Source organism: Amycolatopsis alba DSM 44262 (assembly GCF_000384215.1).
Lineage (GTDB): Bacteria > Actinomycetota > Actinomycetes > Mycobacteriales > Pseudonocardiaceae > Amycolatopsis > Amycolatopsis alba.
On record NZ_KB913032.1, the window covers coordinates 3,759,886 to 3,780,287 of the forward strand.

27 protein-coding genes are annotated in these 20,402 nt (G+C 68.2%); 14 read left to right on the forward strand and 13 right to left on the reverse strand.

Features of this window, described 5'->3' with window-relative positions; translation table 11 throughout:
• Positions 1–50: 50 nt before the first annotated feature.
• The 3 genes from AMYAL_RS0117820 to AMYAL_RS0117830 are packed head-to-tail and all read left to right on the forward strand — an operon-like array spanning position 51 to position 3,009.
• Positions 51–1,376, forward strand: coding sequence for an amidase (locus AMYAL_RS0117820; protein ID WP_020632664.1), 1,326 nt, complete (start codon positions 51–53; stop codon positions 1,374–1,376).
• Entirely contained in the window at positions 1,373–1,540 is a 168-nt protein-coding gene (locus AMYAL_RS49885) for a hypothetical protein (protein ID WP_020632665.1), read from the forward strand. The genes AMYAL_RS0117820 and AMYAL_RS49885 overlap by 4 nt, the downstream gene beginning before the upstream one ends.
• Entirely contained in the window at positions 1,537–3,009 is a 1,473-nt protein-coding gene (locus AMYAL_RS0117830) for a DHA2 family efflux MFS transporter permease subunit (RefSeq protein WP_020632666.1), read from the forward strand. Before AMYAL_RS49885 ends, AMYAL_RS0117830 begins: the two co-directional genes overlap by 4 nt.
• On the opposite strand, the gene AMYAL_RS0117835 is transcribed toward AMYAL_RS0117830, so the two are convergent.
• The 3 genes from AMYAL_RS0117835 to AMYAL_RS0117845 are packed head-to-tail and all read right to left on the reverse strand — an operon-like array spanning position 2,924 to position 5,200.
• Positions 2,924–3,322 carry a MerR family transcriptional regulator gene (locus AMYAL_RS0117835; protein WP_020632667.1) on the reverse strand — a complete coding sequence of 133 codons (399 nt, stop codon included), beginning with the start codon at positions 3,320–3,322 and terminating at the stop codon, positions 2,924–2,926. The two genes, AMYAL_RS0117830 and AMYAL_RS0117835, sit on opposite strands and share 86 nt — an antisense overlap.
• Positions 3,323–3,336: 14 nt before the next feature.
• On the reverse strand, positions 3,337–4,191 hold the full coding sequence (locus AMYAL_RS0117840; RefSeq protein WP_020632668.1) for an ADP-ribosylglycohydrolase family protein: 855 nt from the start codon (positions 4,189–4,191) through the stop codon (positions 3,337–3,339).
• Between the two features lie 10 nt (positions 4,192–4,201).
• The gene (locus tag AMYAL_RS0117845; RefSeq protein ID WP_026467188.1) at positions 4,202–5,200 is read right to left on the reverse strand and encodes a helix-turn-helix transcriptional regulator; all 999 of its coding nucleotides are present in this window, start codon (positions 5,198–5,200) and stop codon (positions 4,202–4,204) included.
• A gap of 53 nt (positions 5,201–5,253) precedes the next feature.
• Here AMYAL_RS0117845 and AMYAL_RS0117850 point away from each other — a divergent pair, with 53 nt between their 5' ends.
• Positions 5,254–6,444: a DNA glycosylase AlkZ-like family protein gene (locus tag AMYAL_RS0117850; RefSeq protein ID WP_020632670.1), complete on the forward strand. Its 1,191-nt coding sequence runs from the start codon at positions 5,254–5,256 to the stop codon at positions 6,442–6,444.
• Here the strand turns inward: AMYAL_RS0117850 and AMYAL_RS0117855 are convergent, their stop codons facing one another.
• The 3 genes from AMYAL_RS0117855 to AMYAL_RS0117865 all read right to left on the reverse strand — a co-directional run bounded on the left by AMYAL_RS0117855 (position 6,445) and on the right by AMYAL_RS0117865 (position 9,162).
• A complete protein-coding gene (locus AMYAL_RS0117855; RefSeq protein ID WP_026467189.1) occupies positions 6,445–7,722 on the reverse strand; it encodes a M14 family metallopeptidase in 1,278 nt (425 codons plus the stop codon).
• 94 nt (positions 7,723–7,816) lie between these two features.
• Entirely contained in the window at positions 7,817–8,458 is a 642-nt protein-coding gene (locus AMYAL_RS0117860; protein ID WP_020632672.1) for a pyridoxine/pyridoxamine 5'-phosphate oxidase, read from the reverse strand.
• Positions 8,458–9,162, reverse strand: coding sequence for a hypothetical protein (locus AMYAL_RS0117865; RefSeq protein ID WP_020632673.1), 705 nt, complete (start codon positions 9,160–9,162; stop codon positions 8,458–8,460). The genes AMYAL_RS0117860 and AMYAL_RS0117865 overlap by 1 nt, the downstream gene beginning before the upstream one ends.
• A 99-nt stretch (positions 9,163–9,261) precedes the next feature.
• Here AMYAL_RS0117865 and AMYAL_RS0117870 point away from each other — a divergent pair, with 99 nt between their 5' ends.
• Positions 9,262–9,783: a DUF2020 domain-containing protein gene (locus AMYAL_RS0117870; protein ID WP_020632674.1), complete on the forward strand. Its 522-nt coding sequence runs from the start codon at positions 9,262–9,264 to the stop codon at positions 9,781–9,783.
• Between the two features lie 168 nt (positions 9,784–9,951).
• On the forward strand, positions 9,952–10,404 hold the full coding sequence (locus tag AMYAL_RS0117875) for a DUF6918 family protein (RefSeq protein WP_020632675.1): 453 nt from the start codon (positions 9,952–9,954) through the stop codon (positions 10,402–10,404).
• A gap of 222 nt (positions 10,405–10,626) precedes the next feature.
• On the opposite strand, the gene AMYAL_RS0117880 is transcribed toward AMYAL_RS0117875, so the two are convergent.
• The gene (locus AMYAL_RS0117880) at positions 10,627–11,217 is read right to left on the reverse strand and encodes a TetR/AcrR family transcriptional regulator (RefSeq protein WP_020632676.1); all 591 of its coding nucleotides are present in this window, start codon (positions 11,215–11,217) and stop codon (positions 10,627–10,629) included.
• Between the two features lie 84 nt (positions 11,218–11,301).
• Here AMYAL_RS0117880 and AMYAL_RS0117885 point away from each other — a divergent pair, with 84 nt between their 5' ends.
• Together AMYAL_RS0117885 and AMYAL_RS0117890 are read left to right on the forward strand one after the other, a co-directional pair.
• Positions 11,302–11,703 (forward strand): nuclear transport factor 2 family protein, encoded by a 402-nt coding sequence (locus tag AMYAL_RS0117885; RefSeq protein WP_020632677.1) that lies wholly within the window; start codon positions 11,302–11,304, stop codon positions 11,701–11,703.
• Positions 11,700–11,912, forward strand: coding sequence for a heavy-metal-associated domain-containing protein (locus AMYAL_RS0117890; RefSeq protein ID WP_020632678.1), 213 nt, complete (start codon positions 11,700–11,702; stop codon positions 11,910–11,912). The genes AMYAL_RS0117885 and AMYAL_RS0117890 overlap by 4 nt, the downstream gene beginning before the upstream one ends.
• 66 nt (positions 11,913–11,978) lie before the next feature.
• Here the strand turns inward: AMYAL_RS0117890 and AMYAL_RS0117895 are convergent, their stop codons facing one another.
• Positions 11,979–12,692: a hypothetical protein gene (locus AMYAL_RS0117895; protein ID WP_020632679.1), complete on the reverse strand. Its 714-nt coding sequence runs from the start codon at positions 12,690–12,692 to the stop codon at positions 11,979–11,981.
• Positions 12,693–12,781: 89 nt separating this feature from the next.
• Here AMYAL_RS0117895 and AMYAL_RS0117900 point away from each other — a divergent pair, with 89 nt between their 5' ends.
• The 3 genes from AMYAL_RS0117900 to AMYAL_RS0117910 all read left to right on the forward strand — a co-directional run bounded on the left by AMYAL_RS0117900 (position 12,782) and on the right by AMYAL_RS0117910 (position 14,932).
• Positions 12,782–13,336 carry a peptidylprolyl isomerase gene (locus AMYAL_RS0117900; protein ID WP_020632680.1) on the forward strand — a complete coding sequence of 185 codons (555 nt, stop codon included), beginning with the start codon at positions 12,782–12,784 and terminating at the stop codon, positions 13,334–13,336.
• A 43-nt stretch (positions 13,337–13,379) separates the two neighbouring features.
• Complete coding sequence (locus AMYAL_RS0117905) at positions 13,380–14,342, forward strand: rhomboid family intramembrane serine protease (RefSeq protein ID WP_026467191.1); 963 nt, start codon at positions 13,380–13,382, stop codon at positions 14,340–14,342.
• 101 nt (positions 14,343–14,443) lie between these two features.
• Positions 14,444–14,932 carry a hypothetical protein gene (locus AMYAL_RS0117910; RefSeq protein WP_020632682.1) on the forward strand — a complete coding sequence of 163 codons (489 nt, stop codon included), beginning with the start codon at positions 14,444–14,446 and terminating at the stop codon, positions 14,930–14,932.
• Here the strand turns inward: AMYAL_RS0117910 and AMYAL_RS0117915 are convergent.
• Both AMYAL_RS0117915 and crgA read right to left on the reverse strand, forming a co-directional pair.
• Positions 14,917–15,294 carry a PH domain-containing protein gene (locus AMYAL_RS0117915; protein ID WP_020632683.1) on the reverse strand — a complete coding sequence of 126 codons (378 nt, stop codon included), beginning with the start codon at positions 15,292–15,294 and terminating at the stop codon, positions 14,917–14,919. The genes AMYAL_RS0117910 and AMYAL_RS0117915 overlap by 16 nt on opposite strands.
• 118 nt (positions 15,295–15,412) lie before the next feature.
• Positions 15,413–15,679 carry a cell division protein CrgA gene (gene crgA, locus AMYAL_RS0117920; RefSeq protein WP_005161856.1) on the reverse strand — a complete coding sequence of 89 codons (267 nt, stop codon included), beginning with the start codon at positions 15,677–15,679 and terminating at the stop codon, positions 15,413–15,415.
• Positions 15,680–15,872: 193 nt separating this feature from the next.
• Between crgA and AMYAL_RS0117925 the strand changes: the two genes are divergently transcribed.
• From AMYAL_RS0117925 to AMYAL_RS0117935, 3 genes are all read left to right on the forward strand, one after another.
• A complete protein-coding gene (locus AMYAL_RS0117925) occupies positions 15,873–16,991 on the forward strand; it encodes a class E sortase (protein WP_084702127.1) in 1,119 nt (372 codons plus the stop codon).
• On the forward strand, positions 16,991–17,146 hold the full coding sequence (locus AMYAL_RS49255) for a hypothetical protein (protein WP_005161850.1): 156 nt from the start codon (positions 16,991–16,993) through the stop codon (positions 17,144–17,146). The genes AMYAL_RS0117925 and AMYAL_RS49255 overlap by 1 nt, the downstream gene beginning before the upstream one ends.
• Before the next feature lie 165 nt (positions 17,147–17,311).
• The gene (locus tag AMYAL_RS0117935) at positions 17,312–18,313 is read left to right on the forward strand and encodes an LLM class flavin-dependent oxidoreductase (RefSeq protein WP_020632686.1); all 1,002 of its coding nucleotides are present in this window, start codon (positions 17,312–17,314) and stop codon (positions 18,311–18,313) included.
• Positions 18,314–18,354: 41 nt separating this feature from the next.
• Here AMYAL_RS0117935 and AMYAL_RS0117940 read toward each other — a convergent pair whose 3' ends face one another.
• The 3 genes from AMYAL_RS0117940 to AMYAL_RS0117950 form a co-directional block, all read right to left on the reverse strand.
• A complete protein-coding gene (locus tag AMYAL_RS0117940) occupies positions 18,355–18,747 on the reverse strand; it encodes an SCO5389 family protein (RefSeq protein ID WP_020632687.1) in 393 nt (130 codons plus the stop codon).
• Between the two features lie 110 nt (positions 18,748–18,857).
• Positions 18,858–19,592, reverse strand: coding sequence for an ABC transporter permease (locus AMYAL_RS0117945; protein ID WP_020632688.1), 735 nt, complete (start codon positions 19,590–19,592; stop codon positions 18,858–18,860).
• 15 nt (positions 19,593–19,607) lie between these two features.
• Complete coding sequence (locus AMYAL_RS0117950) at positions 19,608–20,318, reverse strand: ABC transporter ATP-binding protein (protein WP_020632689.1); 711 nt, start codon at positions 20,316–20,318, stop codon at positions 19,608–19,610.
• Positions 20,319–20,402 lie beyond the last annotated feature (84 nt).

Below are 20,402 nucleotides of genomic sequence, written 5' to 3' on the forward strand. Positions count from 1 at the left end.
CCTGGTTCCGGCGGCGCCACTCCGGCGCGGCCGGGACCGGAAGGGTTGCGGTGCGGAGAGAACACGAGGGCTCGGTGCTCGAAGCCGGGCAGGCGTTGCGTCGCGGGGAAGTGACCAGCGTCGAATTGGCGGAACGCGCGCTGTCCGTCGCCGACGAACTCGGCGTGTACGTCACCCGGTTCCCCGAGCACGCGCTGGCGTCGGCGCGGCGGGCGGACCGTGAGTTCGCGGCCGGGGTGGATCGCGGGCCGTTGCAGGGAATCCCGCTGGGCGTCAAGGATCTCATCGCCGTCGCGGAGGGGGCGACGACCGCGCAGAGTGTCGTGCTCGGCTGGGGGTCGGGCATCGACGCGGCGGTGACGACGCGGGTGAAGGAAGCGGGCGGGGTCATCGTCGGGAAGACCTCGACGATGGAGTTCGGCTGCGGGGTCCCGGATCGCGCCAAGCCGTTCCCGATCCCGCGAAATCCTTGGGACACCGAGCGTTGGGCGGGCGGATCCAGTTCGGGGACGGCGAGCGGGATCGCCGCCGGGATGTTCTTCGCCGGGCTCGGCTCGGACACCGCCGGCAGTATCCGGATGCCTGCCGCGTTCTGCGGTGTCACCGGGCTGATGCCGACCTACGGGCGGGTTTCGGGAGCGGGTTGTGTGCCGCTGGCCCACACCCTCGACCGCATCGGCCCGCTCGCCCGCACCGCGCGAGACTGCGCGACCTTGCTGGAGGTCATCGCCGAAGTTCCTTTCGTGGCACCGGAGTTCACCGGTGATCTCACGGGTCTGCGGATCGGTGTCGTCCGCGAGCACCACTTCCCCGAAGACGCCGATCCCGCGCTGGAGCGTGTTTTCGACGAAACGCTGTCCCTCGCGGAAGACCTGGGGGCCACGCTTGTCGAGACTTCGCTGCCGTACTGGAGCGAGCTGACCACCGCGGTACTGCTCACCGCGAGCTGCGAAGCCCTTGCCCACCATCGAGCCGATCTGGTCACGAGGTGGCCGGACTTCGGTGTCTCGACGCGGGGGATCTTCGCGGCCGGGGCGCTGGTGTCCGGCGCGGATTACGTGCAGGCACAACGGGTACGACAGGTGGTGCGGCAGGAACTGGCGCGCCTGTTCGACGGCGTCGACGTGATCGCGAGTCCCGTCGCGTCGATCGGCGCTCCACTGCTCGACGACGTCGCCGACGAAGCCGGGCAGCAGAACGCGGAAGTCTTCGAGAAGGTCACGACGCCGTACTGGAACGGCGTCGGGAATCCGGTCCTCGCCGTGCCGATGGGGCAGACCGGCGACGGTTTGCCGCTGTCACTGCAGCTGGCGGGCCGCCTCTTCGACGAGGCGACCGTCCTTCGTGTCGGCGACGCACTCCAGGGGGCGCGATGACTCCGGAACTGATCGATCTCTTGCTGGCCAAGGCGAAACTCCCGGCCGACGAGTCCGACAAGCGAGCGTTGGCGCGCTTGCGCTGGCTGTCCACAGTGGAATCCCTGTACGCGGTGCCGATGGACCGCGGTGTCGCACCGGTGCCGAACGGGGAACCGGCGTGACGCGCCGTCCCGGTGAAGGCGCCGTGCTCGCGCTGGCCTGCGCGGGATCGTTCGTGGTCATCCTCGACGCGACGATCGTTTCCGTCGCCCTGCCCGCGATCCGGTTCGGCCTCGGCTTCTCGTCCGGCGCGCTGACCTGGGTGGTGAACGCGTACACGCTCGCGTTCGCCGGGTTCCTGTTGCTGGGCGGCCGGTTGTGCGACGAATTCGAGGTACGGCGGATGTTCGTGCTCGGGATGAGCCTGTTCACCGTCGCGCGGCTCGCCGCCGGGCTGGCCGCCTCGCCGGAAACGCTGCTGGTCGCCCGGACGGTGCAAGGGTTCGGTGGCGCGTTGCTGATGCCGGTGACGTTGTCCCTGCTGACCACGACGTTCACCGAACCCGCCCGCCGCGCGCGGGCCCTGGGCAGCTGGAGCGCGGTGGGCGCGGCCGGTGCCGCGGCGGGGCCGGTGATCGGCGGGCTGCTGACCCAGTGGGCGGGCTGGCGCTGGGTGTTCTTCGTCAGTGTCCCGATCGGGGTGGCGGCCGTCCTCGCGGCCACGGTGCTGCCGCCGAGGGATCGAAGCCGTCCTCGCGGCAGGCTGGACGTGCTCGGCGCGGTGCTGTCGACGGCGGGACTCGTCGGAGTGGTCTACGCGGTGATGCGTTCCCCGGCCGACGGCTGGGGAAGCGGGTCCGTCCTGCTGCCGCTGCTCGGCGGGCTCGTCCTGCTCGGTGTCTTCCTGGTGCACCAGCATCGGTGGGCGGAGGAACCGCTGGTCGCGCTCGGGATCTTCCGGCTGCGGTCGGTGCTCAGTGGCAACGTGGTGATCTTCCTGCTGGGGCTGGGTTTCCTCGCCAGCCCGATCCTGCTCTCGCTGTACTTGCAGGACGTCCACGGGTATTCGCCGCTGCGGGCCGGGCTGGCGTACTTGCCGGTGGGCGTGGCGATGTTCGCCGGCGCGCGGCTGGCTGGCGGGTTGTCGGTGCGGCTGGGACCCCGGCGCGCGACGGCGCTGTGCTGCGCGATCGGCGCGGTGGGTCTCGCCGTCCTCGCCGCGCTGACCGGTCCGCACGCCTCGTACGTCGGTTCCGTGCTGCTGCCGGGGATGGTCTTCGGATTCGGGACCGCCGCGGCCTTCACCCCGATCACCGTGGCCGCCACCAGCGGGGTGCCGGAACGGCAGAACGGCCTGGCCGCCGGTGTGCTGAACACGGTCCGGCAGACCAGCGGCGCGATCGGCCTGGCCGCGTTGACCGCGCTCGCGGCGGCGGTGACCGCGACCTGGCAGACCGGCGGTCCGACGGGAGAAGCGCAGGTGCACGGCTACACCGCCGCGTTCCTCGCCTCCGCCGTCTGTCTCGCGGCCGCTGCTGTGGTCGCGGCGGTGACGATGCCGGGGCTCAGCTCGCCGCCGCGTGCGCGGGCAGGTCGACCCGGTCCCGGAACCACTGGCAGTCTTCAAGGCTCCCCTCCCGGCGACAGGTGAGGAGTTCGACCAGGTAGTCGTGCGCGGTGTCGAGCCGCGCACGCTCCCGTTCGATCTCGGCGAGCTGACCGGCCACCACTTCACGCCAGCGGTGCTGTTCGGCGAGCAGTTCGGTGATCTTGGACAGGCCGAGCCCGCCGATCCGCCGCCAGTGCTTGATCAGCGCGATGCGATACAGCTGGTCGTCGTCGTAGTACCGCTGTCCCGAGCGGCGGGTGGCGGTGATCAGCCCGCGGCGTTCCCAGTAGTGCAGGGTCGAGATCGCCAGCCCGAAATGGTCGGCGGCCTCGCGAACCGGCGTCAAGGAAGTCATGTGCTCAGTCTAGGTTAGGTAACCCTAAGAAGCTGCTCGTCGAGCCCTGCCAGGTAGTCGCGGCCGAACTCGCCGTTCTCCAGATCGCGCCACAGCACCGGCGGCAGATCCTGCGCCACCTCGGGCGAGCGTGACGCGGCGGCCAGCGCGATGGTCGCCGCGGTGTCGACGTCGCCGGTGAACGCGACGCAGGTGTGGAGCATCCTGGCGAGCCCGCCGCCATCGGTGAGCACGGTCAGCGCGGCGCGGACGCTCATCCAGCCCTGCGGGCCGATCTTGCCCGACCACGGCCGCGCCCAGCCGCCGTGCCCGACGTCCTCGGGAAGGATCCCTTCGATCCATCGCGCGACGTCGGCCGCCGGACCGAGCCGGTGGTGGAAGTAGTGGACGGCGAGCGCGGCCGCCTGTGCTGCGGCGATCCCGGCCGGGGTGTCGTGCGTGATCCTGGCCTGCAGTTTCGCGTGGTACAGGACGTCGTCGACGGTCGGCAGGAGCCCGATCGGCCCGGCGCGCATGGCCGCCCCGCTCTTGTCGCTTTGCGGCTGAAGCCGTCGCAGCAGCTCTTCACCGTCCCGGACCTCGCTCAGCAGCTGATGGAAACGCGGCGCGTAGCCGTCGTGCGGATCGCGGTGATACCCCCGGACGAACTGTTCGGCGAGCAGCAGCGGCGTCCACCGGCGGCCGGACACGAGCAGTTCGGCGATCGCGATCGTCATCTGCGTGTCGTCGGTGTAGCGACCGGCCGGTACGCCGAGATAGCCGGGATGCGGCACGTAACCCGCCAGCGTGTTGTGTTCGGCGACGAAGCTCGGGTACGCGTGCTCGAAGGAGCCTCCGTACGCGTCGCCGATGGCCAGTTCGACCAGCATCCGGTCCCCTTCAGGCGGTGAGTCGTGCCGTTTCCGAAGGGAGTTTGCCGTACGTGCTGCGGTAAAGACCGGAAAACCGGCCGAGATGCGTGAAGCCCCATCGCAGCGCGACGTCGGTGACGGTGCCTTCGGCTCGCCCTCGGGCGATCGCGAGCAGGTCCTGGTGCACGTGGTCGAGCCGGATCCGGCGCAGGTACTCCAGCGGCGTCAGCCCGAGTTCGGTCCGGAACGCCAGCTGCAGCGCGCGCACGCTGATCCGGGTGGCCATCGCCAGCTCACCGATCGACACCGGTTCGGCGGCGTGCTCCTCGCAATAGGTCATCGCGCGGCGCACCGCCGCCGATCTCGACCTCGGCCGATCCTCGGCGAGTTCACCGGACAGCGAATGGGGCTGGGTGTCGAGCAGCCCGTGCAGCAGCAGCTTCTCGAAATGCGAGGCGGCCAGCGGCGACCGGTCGAACAGGCCGGACACGGCCGTGTCGCTGAAGGTCTGCAGCAGGGTTATCCACTGGTCCATGCCCGAAGTGATCAGCGGATCGAACCGCAGGGGCGACGTCGGCGCCTCGCCGAGCCGTTCGCGCATCGTGTCCGCCACCAGCTGCCTGCCCATGCGGAGCAGCAGGATGTCGGGATGGTCGTACCTGGTCTGGAAGCGCGTGTCCGGACCGGTCACGACATGGCGTGACGGGACGATCTCGCCGTCGATCTTGGCCTGGCTGTGACCGTTGAGGGTCACGACCACGGTGTACGCGTCCGGCGTCTCTTCGCCCTGCAGGATGACATCGGAGTCCAGCGTCAGCTCGTAGACCGAGAGGCCGTTGGGGTCGATCCCAGGGATCCGGAGGCCGCTGAGCTGGGAGATGTCGAAGGAACCGGTGGGCGCGGGGGTGTGCAGCTTGACCGTGTCCGGCGCGAGAAACGCCTGGAAAGTGTGCTCGAGCTCGTCGAAGTCGTCGCCGGTGACCACCGTCGACGCGATCGGGGACCCTTCCGAGAACCTTCTGCGCACCTGTCGATCCTGCCAGGCTGCGGGGTGTCACCGAATGCCAATACCGTGGAGTCATGGCGACCGACAAGCTGCGCGCGTGGTGGGCACATCGGCAAGGTCTCGACGGATCGCTGCACGGGGCGTCGGCGGCCGACGTACTGGAGCGAACCGGCTGGATGCGTTCGATCGGCGGTTCGGCGCCTTATCTCGGGCTGTTCGCCAGAGCCCGCCTCGATCGCGAGACGGTCGACGCGGACGTCGCCCGGCTCGCCATCCACGAACTGCCTTCGGCCCGCGGCTGCACCTACGTCCTGCCGTCGGCGGATTTCGAACTCGGCCTGACCGTCGGCGCCGGAGCGCCCGCCGGTGAACTCGCGGCCGCGGAGAAATACCTCGGTGTCACGCAGGCCGAGATCGAGCAGTTGTGCGTCACCGTCGCCGACCTGCTCGACGCTTCCACCGAACCGCTCGACCCGGCCGCGATCAAGGACGCCGCCGGGACCGCGGTGCGCAACCTCGGGGAGGCGGGCCGCAAACGCGGCACCACCACGACGTTGCCGCTCGCGCTCGGCCTGCTCCAGGTCCGCGGCGACATCCGCCGGGTCCCGGTCAACGGACGGCTGGACCAGCAGCGGTACGGCTACGTGCGCTGGACGCCGTCCCCGCGCGGCGGTCTGTCCGATATGGACACCGCGCAGACCGAACTCGCCAGGCGGTACTTCTCGTGGGCGGCCCCGGCGTCGCTCAAGCATTTCCGCTGGTTCTCCGGGTTCACCGCGGCGAACGCCAAGAAGGCCGTGGCACCGCTGGATCTCGTTCCGCTCGAAGGCACCGAGCTGCTGATGCCCAAGGAACTCGCGGACGAGTTCGCCGGATTCGCGGCGCCGTCGAAGCCGTCGTACGCGCTGCTCGCCGGGGTCGACGGCATCCACCTTCTGCACCGCGAGATGTCGCGGCTGCTCGACGACGCCGACGTCGAACGCCCCATACCGGGCGGCCGCGCGGGGGAGACGCTGGGCGGGCAGGCGGATCCGCCGAGCCATCTGATCGTCGACCGAGGCCGTTTCGCCGGCCTGTGGGAGTTCGACACCGAGACGAACAAGATCGTCTACCGGTTCTTCGGGGACGAGGACGCCGCGCTGCGCGAGACGGTCGCGGAGACCCTGGAATTCGTCCGTGACCAACTGGGCGACGCCCGGAGCTTCAGCTTGGATTCGCCGAAGAGCCGGGCGTCGCGGGTGGCCGATCTCAGGAACGGACCGTGATCAGGCTTTCGCCTCGTTGATCAGGATGTCGACGGCCTTGTCGTTGCGGGCGGTCTGCTCCGGGATCACCGAAGCGGGCGGGTAGAAGCCGTCGAGCCCGCCGTCCTTCGGGTACATCTCGAAGGTGTAGCTGAGGATCTTGTGCTTGCCCCACGCCCAGTCGTTGATGTCGCCGTCGGTGGTGTACAGATCGCTGGACTGCTCAGGCGTGTAGCCGTTGGTGCCCGCCATCTGCTTGCCGACGTCGGCGAAGCGCTTCGCTTCCTCCTCGTTCAGGCCCGTGTCGGTCGCTTCCTTCGTGTAGCCGTACGGCCAGAGCACCAGTTCCGAGAAGGTGTGGAAGTCGATGTGCGCCTTGATCTGCTGCGCGCCACCGACCACGCGGGAGTTCATGAACTCCGCGACAGCCTTGGTCTCGGGCTCGGAGAACGCCGACGGACCGTGGTAGTCCTCGGCGGACGGGCTGTTGCTCGACCCGCCGCAGCAGTTCCACTTGTAGTCCCAGTTGCGGTTCGGGTCGGTGCCGACCGCGCTGCTGCCCGGCACGGGCTTCCGCGTCTTGCGCCAGCCCTGGTACTCGCCGCCGGTGATGTCGTACTCGGAGCCGTCCGGATTGACGTTCGGGATCACGTAGATCTCGTGCTCGTCGACCATCTTCTTGATGGCGGGGTCGGTCGCGTACCCGGTGGTGAACCGGTCCACGATCCGCAGGCACATCTCGGTGGTGAGGTGCTCGCGCGCGTGCTGGTTGCAGGTGAACAGGACCTCGGGCTCGTCCTCGTCCTTGGCCGCGTTGTCACTGATCTTCAGCACGTTCAGCTCGCGACCCTCGTAGGACTTCCCGACGCTGGACAGCGTCGCGATGTCACCGTGGTCCTTCGCGGCTTTCTGCAGCTCAGCGGTCGTTTCGGCGTACGTGTGGTACGCCTCGTCGCCCGGCGGGAAGTCACCGGCGACGGCCGAGGTGCCCGCCCGGACACTGCGCTGCTTGAGCATGCTGTCGAAGTCGCCGAGCGACTTCAGGCTGAACCCGTTCGCGCGCAGGCTCGCGGCCTGATCGGGCGTGGCGACGACGGTCAGCGCGCCACCGCGGGAGCCCGCGACGTCGACACCGGTACGGGCGACGGCGGTGCGTTTCGCGGAGTCGTTCGCGCCCTCGACCGAATACAGCCCTCTCGCCGGGTCACCGGTCTGAGCGTTCGCGACGGGCGTCGTGACGGCCAGCAGGGCGAGCCCTGTGGCGGCCAAAGCGCCCCAAATGCGACGGCGTGTGGACATTTCGCCTCCGAACGATCTGGGACAAGGTGGGCGTTCACCGTCGCGGAAGTGAATCATCCACGACAACCCGACGATCGTCGTTCCCAGTTACCGTTTACGGCCAGAGACGCTCTTTGCGCCAGGTCCCGTTCTCGCGCCGATAGCGGAGCCGCTTGTGCCGCCGGTCGTGGCTCGCCTGCCAGAACTCCACTTCGGACGGCGTCACCAGATAGCGGGTCCAGGTTTCCGGCGCCACGCCCGGATTCTCTTCGACCCAGCGGCGTGCTTCCTCGGCCGCGCTGTCGAGATCGGCCGGATCTTCGAGCACCTGGGACTGCCTGCCGATGAACGCCTCCACCTGCGACGCGGGCGGACGCGCGGTGAAATCGGCCGCGGACACCTCGGGTGCGGCGAGTGCCACCGGGCCGCGCAACCGGACCTGGCGGCCCCGCCCCGGCCAGAAGAACGTCAGCGCGGCGTAGGGATTCTTCGCCAGCTGAACACCTTTCGGGCTTTCGGAACTCGTCGCGACCGCCCAGGTGTCGCCGTCGACGTCCTTGAGGATCACGACCCGCGCGTCCGGCACCCCATCGGAGTCCACTGTGGACAGTGTGACGGCGTGCGGCGCGAGGACGTGTTCGCCCGCCTCGTCGAGCCATTTCAGGAACAGCTCGCGAGGAGAGGCAGGCGAGGACTCGGTGTCGAACTCCGGAAGTTCCGCGGGAAACGACGGCCAGCCGCGCAACGTGCGACCCATCAGTACCCCGGCGGACGCTGATGTGGCGGATAGCCGGGCGCGGGCGGCGGATAGTGCGGCGGATGCTGACCCGGCGGCGGACCCTGCGCGGGCGGCGGGCCGACCGGGTACTGCGGCGGCGGAGGCTGCTGCGGCTGCCAGCCGGGAGGCGGCATCGGCTGACCGGGCGGCATCGGCGGCGGCTGGCCCTGCGACTGCTGCCACTGCACCTGCTGATAGACCTCGGCCGGCTGCGGGAAACAGAACGTCAGCTTCGCGTTGACCGAACCCTGGACCGCCGCGCCCCACAACTTCCCGCCGACGAACGCGTACATCTGCGCCGCCGAGACATCGACCGCCACCATGCGCGTCTCGCCGCCGAACTGGTTGCCGGACTTCGCCGACGCGGCCTGCGCGGCATCCGGATACACCCGGTCACCGATCAACCCGGCGATCACCACCGAAGCCGCCGTCCAGCCGACAGTGCCCATCACGTTCGCGCGCGCGTGCTGCGTCGCCAGCCCGGTGAAGTCGTACAACGCCGGCGCGGTCACCTCCGGGATCGCCGCCGCGACCACGCAGTAGTTCATCGTCGACAGCATCACGGATTCGGTGAACAGGCCCACGACGGCCGCGCTCGGACCGATCTGAACGGTGTTCAGCCTGCCCCCGCTGCGCTGGATACGTTCCGCCACCGCACCCAGGTACTGCTCCTTGGTGAGCACTGATGCCTCCTGAAGACCGCTACGCACCGCCATCGTCGCATGAACAGGGCGGACGGTCGCACCGACGCGGATATCCGATCTGCTTCACTGGGCCCCACTATGCGACGTCTTCTGATCTTGCCGCTCGTCGTGCCGCTCCTGGCGGCCTGCGGGCCGACGGAACAGCCGCCAGCGGCGAGCTCACCCGCGCCGTCGAAGACCGCGGCGCCCAACATCCCGCCCGCGCCGGAACCCACCGGCAAAGGCCCGTGCCCGTACCTGAGCACCGAGTTCGTCTCGGACGCCAACGGGCAGAAGGTCTCCAAGGTCAAGACCTCCGCCGACCAGCCGCATCCGACCTGCTTCTTCTACGCGCTCAGCGGGAAACTGCAGCTCACAGTGCGCGTGTACAACGGAGAACCCGCCGTGGCCAAGGCACTGGTCGATCAAGCGGCACCCATCGACACCTCCAACCCGGCCGACGAACCGGCGGGCTGGAAGGGCGGCTACCAACCCTCCGGAGAAGGCGCCGTTTACGCCGTTTCGAAGGGCGGGAACGCGGTAGTCGTGACCACCAACCAGAAGCAAAGCATCAAAGCACGTACGGTGGCTAAGGAGGCTATCGGTGAGCTGCAGCTCTAGGTAGTGGTATCCACACGTCAGAGTGAAGTTGATCTTGTACTACCCTGTGCCGCACGCGCGACGGTTCGCGGGGACCAGCGCAACGCCAGATCCGGCGGCGGCCGCCTCGCGGTGTGGCTCGGCGGCACAAAAGATCATTTCTCCCCATAAGACAAAAGGACAGGTTTCGTGGCTGACACCCTCAAGGAAATCTTGCTCGACTCCAGCCGTCGCCCGGCGGTCGTGAGCGACTTCGAAGGTCTCGTCGACGCCGAGGTCTCCGACAAGGGCGGCGTTTCGGGTGCCGTCGTGAAGACCGGCTTCGCCGCCGTCAAGAAGATCAAGCCGGGCATCATCCCCTCCGCCGTCGACGCCCTGCTCGACGACTTCACCGGTGCCCTCGAGCCGTTCTACGGCGACTACAAGGCCAAGGGCGGCAACGACTTCGGCGCCTACCTGGTCGGCCGCGGCGACGAGGCCGCCGACGCGCTCCTGTCGGTCACCGACGCGCGCGCCGACAAGAGCAGCCGCGACAGCATCAAGAAGGTCTACGGCAAGCTGCGCCCGAACGGCAAGAAGAACGTCGAGGAGGCCCTTCCCCGCCTCGGCCAGCTGATCGACAAGCACGCTGCGTCTGTCTGATTTTTTTGATCGCGCTGACGTAAAGCGCGCCGAAGGGGCGTCGACCCGCTTTCCACTCACGTGGGCGGGGAGGCGCCCCTTCATCGCGTTTACGTGGGCCTTCGGCCCAAAAGAGGGCGCGATCGGTGAAGTCTCGCCGTCGCGCTGGCGCGCTTTCGGCGAGACAGTCCGCCGGTGCTGTTGTTGGGCGCGTTGATCTTCGGCAACGAACGACCTCGGTACTTAGTTGGTCGTCGGGATCTTCGTGGCGGTGAGGATTCGGTGGAGGGTGGTGTGCAGGGCGTCGGTGGCTTCGGTGTGGGGGATGCGGCCGGAGTCGGTTTCTTCGGCGGCGGCATGACCGAGTTTGACGATGACTGCCACCAGCCAGCCGGTCGGCAGCCGGGCGTCGAATTCGCCCGTCGCCTTGCCTCGCTCGATGATGCGCGCCAGCCGGTCGGCGACCGGTTCGTGGCGTCGCCGGTCGTCGGGTGGGGGCGCGGGCAGGGAATTGATCTTCCCGAGTAGCGCGGGATAACGCCCGGACGTCCTGCGGGCGGCTTCGAGCAAACGCACCAGCGCGTCCGCGGCGGGGCCGTCATCGAGGTCCGCGGCGTCCATCGCGGCGACAGCCTCCTCGGTGATCCGGTCGAGCACCGCCGACAGCAGTTCCCCGCGCGAAGGGAAGTGGGCGTAGACCGTTTGCCGGGTCACGCCTGCGGCCGTGGCGATGGCTTCGACGCCGGCGTCGGGATCAGTGCCGAGCTTCTTGAGCGCGGCATCCAGGATCGAGGTCCTGCTGCGCTGGGCGTCCGAACGACGGGATCGAGTCATCTCTTACACCTTGTCAAAGTTGACGGGTCGTGGATATCTTACATCGTGTAAGAGATCTTTCGCATGGCTTGGAGCAGGAGCACCATGAAGCCCTTCACCGACGCCGACCCGAAGACGTTCATCGCGGATTTCCACCGGTCCTTCCACGACGAACTGGTGAACAGCGACGAAGACGCGGGCGTGATCGTCGACCGCTACCACACGCCGGACATCGTGCAGTTCGCCGACGGGCACCGGATGGACCGGGACAAGCTCATCGCGCACACCCGCCCGGTACGCAAGAACCGGCCGACCGGGCGGATGGAGGTGCACGAAGCAGTGGTGAACGGGGACCGGATCGCCGCCCGGAGCACTCTGTACGTGACCAATCGCAAGCGGGACCTCACCATGGAGGTGTACTTCTTCGGGGAGTTCACGCCCGACGGCCGGATGCGGCGAGGACACACCCTCACCCGCACCGTCCCCGCCGAAACGGTGACGGCATGAGCACGACCACCTATGGCGTGAGCGGAATGGTCTGCGGGCACTGCGCGGGCTTCGTCACCGAAGAGATCGAGCACATCGCGGGAGTCACCGCCGTGGCGGTGGACGTCGAGCAGGGCACGGTCACGGTGACCGGCGACAAGGCCCTCGACATCGATGACATCCGTGCCGCCGTCGAAGAAGCGGGCTACGAACTGACGTCCGGAGCGTGAAAGGGCCGTCCAGCGACCTTGTGGGTCACTGGACGGCCCTGGCGACAAGCAGAAGAGGATCCGGCGTCAGTTCTTCTTGTCGGCGGAGCTGGTCGAGGCCTGGTGCCCGTTCTTGGGGGCGGCGGGCTTCGGGGTCGCGGGCTTGGCTTCACCCGAACCCCCAGCCGGACCGGAAGCGGCGGGCTTCGCGGCGGCGGGCTTCGGAGCGGCCGCGGCCGGAGCGGCGGGCTTGGCCGGAGGAGCGGGCGGAGCCTTCGGCGGCGCGGGCGCGACCGGCGGCTCCTGCTTCGAACGCAGCGTGTAGGCGGCACCGGCACCGATGACCGCGATACCGATGACCCACGGCCAGCGACGACGCTTGCGCGTCCCCTTGGCAGCGGTCTTCGCCTCCACGAGCGCGGCCCGGAAGTCCTTCTTCGCCGCCTTGAAGTCCTTCTTGCCCCGGCGCTTGGACTCACCGGCGGACTTCGCGGCCAGGATGGCGGCCTTGCGTGCCTTCCTGCCCGGCTTCCGCATCTCGGAAAGCCTGGCCAGCGCCTCCTTGCGAGCCGCCTTCGAGCTGCGCTTGAGCTCCTTGCGGGTCAGTTCCGTCTTCTTCGCGAGCTTCTTGCGCGCACGACGGCTGGTCTTAGCGATCTCACCGGCGCTCTCGGAGAGCTTCTGCTCGGCTACCTCTACGGCGTGGGCGGTGGCTTCCTTACCCGCCTCGACAGCACGTTTGCGCAGGCCGAGCGCGCCGGCCTTCGCCGACTCGCTCACCGAATCTGCGGCCCGGGTCATGGCCTTCACCTCATCAATCGTTTTGATTCTGCTTCGTTGCTTGTAACCTATCGTGCCCCTTTTCCCCAGATCTTGCCGCAGATGGCACGATGAAGCTCGTGACTGAAAGCAAGGGATCCCTCATTGGTGGCGCGCTGAAGGCCACTCTGCACACCAACCAGGGTGACATCAACCTGAACCTGTTCCCCGATCACGCGCCGAAGACGGTCGCGAACTTCGTCGGGCTCGCCGAGGGCAGCAAGGAGTACACGCAGCCCAACGCGCAGGGCGAGAACTCGGGCCCGTTCTACAACGGGTCGATCTTCCACCGCGTCATCGACGGCTTCATGCTCCAGGGCGGCGACCCGACGGGCACCGGTCGCGGCGGACCCGGCTACAAATTCGGCGACGAGTTCCACCCGGAGCTCCAGTTCTCCAAGCCGTACCTGCTGGCCATGGCCAACGCCGGACCCGGCACCAACGGCTCGCAGTTCTTCATCACCGTCGCGCCGACGACGCACCTGAACTTCAAGCACACCATCTTCGGAGAGGTCGCGGACCAGCCTTCCCGCGACGTCGTCGACGCGATCGGCCGCACCGCGACCGGTCCGGCCGACCGCCCGCTGCAGGACGTCGTCATCGAGAAGGTCAGCATCACCCGCTGATCACGAAGCCGGTTACGGGGGATTTCGGTAGGTTGGTGGCATCGTGAGCCAACCACCGAATCCCCAGTACCAGCAGGCCGCCATGCCCGGCTGCTGGTGGCACCCGAACCGGCAGACAGGGCTGAGCTGTTCGCGCTGCGAGCGTCCGGCCTGCCCGGATTGCCTGCGTGAAGCAGCCGTGGGCTTCCAGTGCACCGACTGCGTCCAGATGGGCCGCCAGCAGGACCGCGCCCAGCAGAAGCAGTATCGCGACGCCGGTTACGGCGCGCGCACCCTCGCCGGCGCCCAGCCGCCCCGGACGGCTGTCGTGACGCCGGTCCTCCTGGCGCTCAACGTCGTCATCTTCTTCATCACGGTCGCCCAGTCCGGCAGCATCTCGAACAACAACTTCTCGGACCTCTTCCAGTTCGGTGAACTGTGGAACCCGGCGACGCTGGCAGGCAACGAGTGGTGGCGGATCTTCACCTCGGGCTTCCTGCAGTTCGGCTTGCTGCACATCGCGAGCAACGCCTTCTCGCTGTGGTTCGTCGGCCGCCCGCTGGAGACCGCGCTCGGCCGCGTCCCGTTCACGGTGCTCTACTTCGTTTCGATGATCGGCGGCTCGGCCGCGAACCTGGTGTTCAGCGGCCTCGACGCCGTCCCGGTGGTCGGCGCGTCCGGCGCCATCTTCGGGCTCATCGGCGCGTACACGGTCATCGTCATCAAGCTGAGGCTCAATCCGACCTGGCTGCTGGTGATCCTGGGCCTGAACGTCTTCATCACGTTCCAGGTGCCCGGCATCTCCATCCTCGGGCACGCGGGCGGTTTCGTCGCCGGGCTCCTGGCGACCTTCGCGCTGCTGTACGCGCCGGAAAAGAACAGGCTCAAATGGCAGATCGGCGGGATCGCGATCGTCGTCGTGGCGATGATCGGGCTCATCGCCTGGAAGGACTCACAGACGATTTCCGCGTCCTGTGAGCTCACCACCAGCCGTGGCGTGCCCAGCTACGTCTGCTACCCGGAGTAGTTCCGCTTCCCCCGAGTGGGTCATACGAAGACCCGGTGGGGAAGCAACACGGCTGGGTACTTCCATGTTGATCGGCAACATCGACAACGTGGGGGTTCACGATGAAGATTCGCGAGGCAGTCCTGCTCACGGCCGTCGCCGCGATGGCCGCGGCACTGGCACCTTCGGTCGCGCAGGCCAGCGAGGCCGCGGAAACCTGCCAGACCTACACCAAACGCTATTTCCTCGGCTCGGGAAGCGCGATCACGCTGCGTGTCGCCTACGTCGATGCGGCGTTGAAAATCTGCTTCGGGGATCCCGGCGTCACTTCCTCGGTGGCGACGCAGACCGTCGGCACGACGGGGCCGGGCGCGGCCACCGGCTGGGAGATCACGGCAGGCCAGGCGGTGGTCCAGGACCAGCGGCCCCGGCACGTCAAGGCGAAGTTCAGCGGATCGCTGCGGACCTGCGTCGTCAAGATCAACCCGATCTGCTCGCCGGCCTCGCCGTACGAGATCTTCGGGGAGTACGCGCCGCCGGCGGTCGGCCCGGCCGTTCCGGGCTGGTCACACGGCCCGAACGGCGACGTCCACTACTACGACAACGCCTGACCCTTGAGGGCGGTGAGGACGTCCAGGACGTCCCTGGGGTCCTCGCCGAGGTCGATCCGGCCGAACACCAGCAGGTGGTCGCCGGATTCGACCTCGAGGGTCACGCTGTCCCGGCCGAGCCGTCGCGTCGTGCGCAGCCGGAGCCGGGCCTCGGACCAGGAGTAGCGGTGCGCGCCGCCCACGGTCCTGGCCTGGATTCCGTCTGGACCGGCGGCCAGCCGGGGACGGAGCAGGGTGCCGTGCAGCGCGAGCGCGCCGACGGAGACCATCGCGACCCCCGTCAGGACCGTGCCGCCGACGTCGCCGCCGATGGCCAGCCACGCCACTCCCGCCAGCAAGAACAGGGTGATCGCCCAGGCCACTACCACAACGTTCTGCTGCGGCGCCCAGGAGGTGGGGTAGTTATCCACAGGGGTTATCCACACTGGGGATGAGTCACACCGGTGTAATTCGGCGTCAAGCCGCCATCCGGAGTAATACTCACCGCCAGCGCATCGTCATGAGCAGCCCGGCGATCATCAGCACGAAGCCGATGGCGAAGTTCGTGTTGCCCAGATCCGCCATGAAGGGGATCTTGTCGCCCGCGATGTAGTTCACGACCAGCCACAACAGGCCGATCAACATGAGGCCGAACATCACGATCTTGTAGAAAAGGTTCGACGGACCTGCCGCCTTGACCTTGACCGGCGTGCGCCGATCGGTCGGCGGGGTGTACGCCGTCTTCTTGCGGACCTTGGACTTCGGCATCGTGTTCCTCGCGTACTGTTCGGCTTCCCTGGTGGCGATGACCCGCTTTCGGGTGCGCAACCAGCGCCACGTGCACACGTTAACGTAAACGAGCGCCGCTGGGCACCGTCCGGGACCGGTCGATTTCCCGCACTGTGACAATGGTGTCACACACGGTTCGGCAGTGGCTTGGTTCGAGATAGAGGAGCTTTGCGTGGCTGAGCGGGAAGAGCCGGGTGGGGACCGACGCCGGTACTCCGGACGCCCACCCGGTGAGGGCCGTCCGGCGCAGCGCCGGAGGCCGCAAGAGGACGCGGCCGTGCCACGTCGCGCACCCGGAGAGGCGCCGACGCCTCGCCGGAGGCCGCCGGAGGGCAGGTCGTTCGACGGTCCGCCACCGCGCCGCCGGAGCGATGCGCCCCCGCCTCGTCGTCGTCCCGCGCCGCCGGGGTCGACCGAGGAGACCGTCATCTTCGAGCCGGTCGCCGCTGACGTCGCGACCGAGGAACGCCCGCCGCCTCGGGAGCTGGGCAAGGGCGGCGCCGCCATCCGGACCGTCGGCGAACTGCTCATCACCGCCGGCCTGGTGGTGCTGCTGTTCATGGTCTACGAGGTCTACGTGACCGACCTCTTCTCCGCGGGCAAGCAGTCCGAGGCCAGCACCGAGCTGGACGGCGAATGGGGCAAGGACCGGACGCTGCATCCGGAACTGGTCGACGGGAAGGCGTTCGCCAGGATCCACATCCCGGTGTTCGGCGCCGACTTCAACTTCACCATCCAGGAAGGCACCACCGAGGCCGCCCTCGAAGTCGGCCCCGGCCACTACAAGGGCACCGCGCTGCCGGGCGAACCGGGCAACTTCGCGGTCGCCGGTCACCGCGTCGGCAAGGGCGCGCCGTTCAACGACCTGGACAACCTCGCCTCCTGCGACCAGATCGTCATCGAGACGCAGACCGACTTCTACATCTACAAGGTGCTGCCGTACAAGGACGAGGTCGAGGGCTGGGCCACCGGCAAGGGCGCCGAGCCGAAGTGCAAGAACGTCGGGACACTGCGCGACCCGAACGCCGCCGACGGTGGCGCCTACGGGGAGACCAACGGCCGCCGCATCGTGTTCCCGACCAAGGGCGACACGGTGAACCCGGTGCCGTACAAGGATCCGGAGATCCTCCCCAAGGCCGAGCAGGTCTCGCTGCTCACGCTGACCACTTGTCACCCGCAGTTCTCGGCGAAGGAACGGCTCATCATCCACTCGGTGCTGACCCAGCAGGTGCCGAAGAACCAGGTCGGCTCCTACGCCGAACTGCTGCCCAAGATCTCGGAGGCACGCTGATGTACGGCTGGATCTGGCGCAAGCTGCCAGGCCCCTTCGCGGTGAAGCTGGCGACGGCGGTCGTGCTGGCGCTCGGGATCGTCGCCCTGCTGATGTTCGTCGTCTTCCCGTGGCTGGAGCCGCGGCTGTGGTTCAACGAAGTGAGCGTCCAGTGATGTCTGTCGAGCGCTGACGGAAACTCGCCGAAGGGGCGCCGGGTCGCTTGCAACTCGCGTTGCGCGCGGAGACGCCCCTTCATCGAGTTTCCGTGGCCTTCGGCCGAAAGAGGGCGCTCGACGGTGAAGTCTCCGTCGGGCGCTGAGCGCCCTTTGGGAGACCTTGTGGCTGAGTTCGAGTTGCGCCCAGTAATCCCGCGGTTCGGCGTCTTCCTGGTCTCCGGGCGGTTTCCCGGCCAGGAGGACGCCGATGTCCTGCGCCGGTCGGTCGACGCCGCGATCGCCGCCGAACGGGCCGGATTCGACGACGTCTGGTTCGCCGAGCACCACTTCATGCCCTATGGCGTCTGCCCGTCCGCGATCACCCTCGCCGCGCACGTGCTCGGCCGCACCGAGCGGATCACGGTCGGCACGGCGGTGAGCGTGCTGTCGGTCGCGCATCCGGTGGCGCTCGCCGAGCAGTGGGCGCTGCTCGACGCGGTTTCCGGCGGACGGCTGCGGATCGGCGTCGGCCGCGGCGGGCCATGGCAGGACCTCGAGGTGTTCGGCACCGGGGCGGCCCGCTACGGGACGGGGTTCGAGGAGAGTCTCGATCTGTTGCTCGCGGCGATGACGTCGGAGACCGTCTCGGCCGACGGTGCCCACTTCGCGTTCCGTGAAGTGCCGATGGTGCCGCGGCCGGAACGCGCCCCGCGCCTGGTCGTGGCCTGCGGGGACGCCGGATCGAGTTCGGTCCGGCTCGCCGCCGAGCGCGGGCTGCCGATGCTGCTCGGCCTGCACACCGACGACGACGGCAAGATCGAAACCCTTGCCGCGTACGGGGATTCCGCCGCTGGACATGTCTCGACGGTGATGTGCCAGGTGGGAGACGACGCGCTGGACGTCGTGCGGTCCGCGTTGCCGGGCTCCCTCAAGGAAGGGTTCGCCGGGCACGTGTACCTCGACGGCAGGCGCGGGCTCGAAAAAGATCCGGTGTCCTACACCGATCGGCTCTGCGAGATGCATCCGATCGGCGGCGTGCAGTACTGCGTCGACAGGCTGGGAACAAGCCTCCGGCGCACCGGGGTCTCCCACGTGATCATGATGGTGGAAGCGTCCGGTACGCCGGAGGGAACGCTCGAGAACATCGCGCGGATCGGGGAAGAGGTACTACCCGCGCTGCGCTGATGAGCCCTCAGCGGGAAAGCGTGCTTCGGGCTGCGGAACGGCTAGCAGTCGCGGAGTTCCGGGCTCTGGTTCAGCAGCTGGCCGCGCACCGAAACGAAGGCGCGGTAGCGGTCACTGTCCACTTGGGACCGTTTGAACACGGCGACGCGGTGACAGTTCTGGAACGCCAGCTTCACGCCGAAGTGCCGTTCGAGCCCGCCGCGGATGGCGTCCGAGGCCAGCGCCCGCAGCAGCTGACCGCGTTCGGCTTCGCTCGGCGGCGGTGTTTCGTTGTCGGCGAACCCGTCGGATGCGCCCTCGGCCTCCGCGATGACACCGGTGATCACGGTCCAGGCATAGGGCAGGGATTCCCGGACACAGGCGACGAATTCGGCGTCGGAGACCTCCCCGCGCTCGGCCTTCTCCAGCAGCGCGGGCGATACATCCAGAGACATCGGACCTCCGAGAGAGACGCAGTGAACGTGGGCCGTCTTCCTGACTACTCACCCGCGGCTCGGCCCACAAGAGAAAACGATCATCATCACCACTTTGGCGGAAGCGGTCGTCACTCCCAGCGAAAAAGCTTCGCCGCCACGACACAACTGCCCGCCGCGAAAGCCGCCAGAACGGCGAGTTGCAGTGGCTGGGCGCCGGCGCCGGTCCAGGCGTCTTCCATGGCCTTCACGCCCGGCGGGACGTACGCGCCGATGTCCTGGATGGCGGACGGCAGCAACGGGCGCGGCAGGTAGACGCCGCCGAGGAACATGATCGGGAGGTAGGCGATCATCGCGATCCCGCCCGCCGCGCGGCCGGTCTTGGCGACCGACGCGGCGATCAGCCCGAAACCGAAGATCGCCGTCGTGCCGAGCACGAACGCGAGCAGGAAGCCGAGCGGATGCCGTGGTCCGGGGATGTCGAAGACGGCGGAGCCGAGCACGATCAGCAGGCCGACACCGGCAATCGTGACGGTGACGTTGATGATCAGCTGTGCCACCAGCAGTTTCGCCGGATGCACCGGTGTGGTGGCGAAGCGGCGGAGGATTCCTTGTTCGCGGTAGGCCGCGATCACGGCGGGGATCGCCTGGAGGCCCATCATCGCGATGGCGAGCACCACCAGCGACGGCACCCAGGCGTCGATGAACCGCATGCCGGGGGTGTTCTCGCTCTCCGTCCGCAGGGCCGGGATGGCGCCGAGGCCGAGCAGCAACCCGGTCGGCAGCACCAGCCCCGAGATGACCCAGGTCGGCGAGCGCAGCGCGAGTTTCGTTTCGGTGAAGGTGATCTTGGCGAGGGTGTTCACGGTCTGTCTCCCGTTTCAGTCGCGGCCGGTCAGGGTCACGAAGGCGTCGTCCAAAGAGGTCTTTCCGGTGCGATCGCGAAGTTCGAGCGGGCTGCCGGTGGCGACCACGTGCCCGGCGTCGAAGATCGCGAGGCGGTCGCAGAGGCGTTCGGCCTCGTCCATGAAGTGCGTGACCAGCAGGACGGTGACGCCGGTGTCGCGCACACCCTCGACGAGCTTCCAGGTGTCGCGGCGGGCGTGCGGGTCCAGTCCGGTGGTCAGCTCGTCGAGGACGGCGACCTCGGGGCGGCCGATCAGGGCGAGCGCGATCGAGACGCGCTGCTTCTGGCCGCCGGAAAGCTTGCCGAAGTACTTGTTCCGCTGCTCGGTGAGACCCAGTTTCGCGAGCAGGTCACCGGGTTCGGCGGGGTTGGCGTAGAAGGAGGCGTAGAGCTCGAGGGCCTCCTGGACCTTGAGCTTTTCCGGCAGGCGGCTCTCCTGGAGCTGGGAGCCGAGACGCTGCTTGAGTGCCGCGTGATCCGTTTTCGGGTCCAGGCCGAGGACCGAGACGCTGCCGGAGTCCGGCGTGCGCAGACCCTGGAGGCATTCGACGGTGGTGGTCTTGCCCGCGCCGTTGGTCCCGAGGATCCCGAAGATCTCGCCTTGTTCCACGTGGAACGAAACGTCGTCGACCGCGACGTGCTCCCCGTACGTCTTGCGGAGGTTGGTGACTTCGATGAGTGGCATGCGAAAAACGTTATGACGCAACGGGTTCGGCCAGAATGGCGCTGGAACCCCAACCGGGGTGGGGCTGGACCCACCCCCTTCGTG

Bases quoted from the DNA above. Each gene is read 5' to 3' on its own strand.
- AMYAL_RS0117870 (WP_020632674.1), top strand. From the start codon at position 9,262: ATGCGACGTCTTCTGATCTTGCCGCTCGTCGTGCCGCTCCTGGCGGCC.
- AMYAL_RS0117910 (WP_020632682.1), top strand. From the start codon at position 14,444: ATGAAGATTCGCGAGGCAGTCCTGCTCACGGCCGTCGCCGCGATGGCC.
- AMYAL_RS0117900 (WP_020632680.1), top strand. From the start codon at position 12,782: ATGAAGCTCGTGACTGAAAGCAAGGGATCCCTCATTGGTGGCGCGCTG.
- AMYAL_RS0117840 (WP_020632668.1), bottom strand. From the start codon at position 4,191: ATGCTGGTCGAACTGGCCATCGGCGACGCGTACGGAGGCTCCTTCGAG.
- AMYAL_RS49885 (WP_020632665.1), top strand. From the start codon at position 1,373: ATGACTCCGGAACTGATCGATCTCTTGCTGGCCAAGGCGAAACTCCCG.
- AMYAL_RS0117855 (WP_026467189.1), bottom strand. From the start codon at position 7,722: ATGTCCACACGCCGTCGCATTTGGGGCGCTTTGGCCGCCACAGGGCTC.
- AMYAL_RS0117950 (WP_020632689.1), bottom strand. From the start codon at position 20,318: ATGCCACTCATCGAAGTCACCAACCTCCGCAAGACGTACGGGGAGCAC.
- AMYAL_RS0117885 (WP_020632677.1), top strand. From the start codon at position 11,302: ATGAAGCCCTTCACCGACGCCGACCCGAAGACGTTCATCGCGGATTTC.
- AMYAL_RS0117835 (WP_020632667.1), bottom strand. From the start codon at position 3,322: ATGACTTCCTTGACGCCGGTTCGCGAGGCCGCCGACCATTTCGGGCTG.
- AMYAL_RS0117940 (WP_020632687.1), bottom strand. From the start codon at position 18,747: ATGTCTCTGGATGTATCGCCCGCGCTGCTGGAGAAGGCCGAGCGCGGG.
- AMYAL_RS0117850 (WP_020632670.1), top strand. From the start codon at position 5,254: ATGGCGACCGACAAGCTGCGCGCGTGGTGGGCACATCGGCAAGGTCTC.
- AMYAL_RS49255 (WP_005161850.1), top strand. From the start codon at position 16,991: ATGTACGGCTGGATCTGGCGCAAGCTGCCAGGCCCCTTCGCGGTGAAG.
- AMYAL_RS0117860 (WP_020632672.1), bottom strand. From the start codon at position 8,458: ATGGGTCGCACGTTGCGCGGCTGGCCGTCGTTTCCCGCGGAACTTCCG.
- AMYAL_RS0117880 (WP_020632676.1), bottom strand. From the start codon at position 11,217: ATGACTCGATCCCGTCGTTCGGACGCCCAGCGCAGCAGGACCTCGATC.
- AMYAL_RS0117890 (WP_020632678.1), top strand. From the start codon at position 11,700: ATGAGCACGACCACCTATGGCGTGAGCGGAATGGTCTGCGGGCACTGC.
- crgA (WP_005161856.1), bottom strand. From the start codon at position 15,679: ATGCCGAAGTCCAAGGTCCGCAAGAAGACGGCGTACACCCCGCCGACC.
- AMYAL_RS0117895 (WP_020632679.1), bottom strand. From the start codon at position 12,692: ATGACCCGGGCCGCAGATTCGGTGAGCGAGTCGGCGAAGGCCGGCGCG.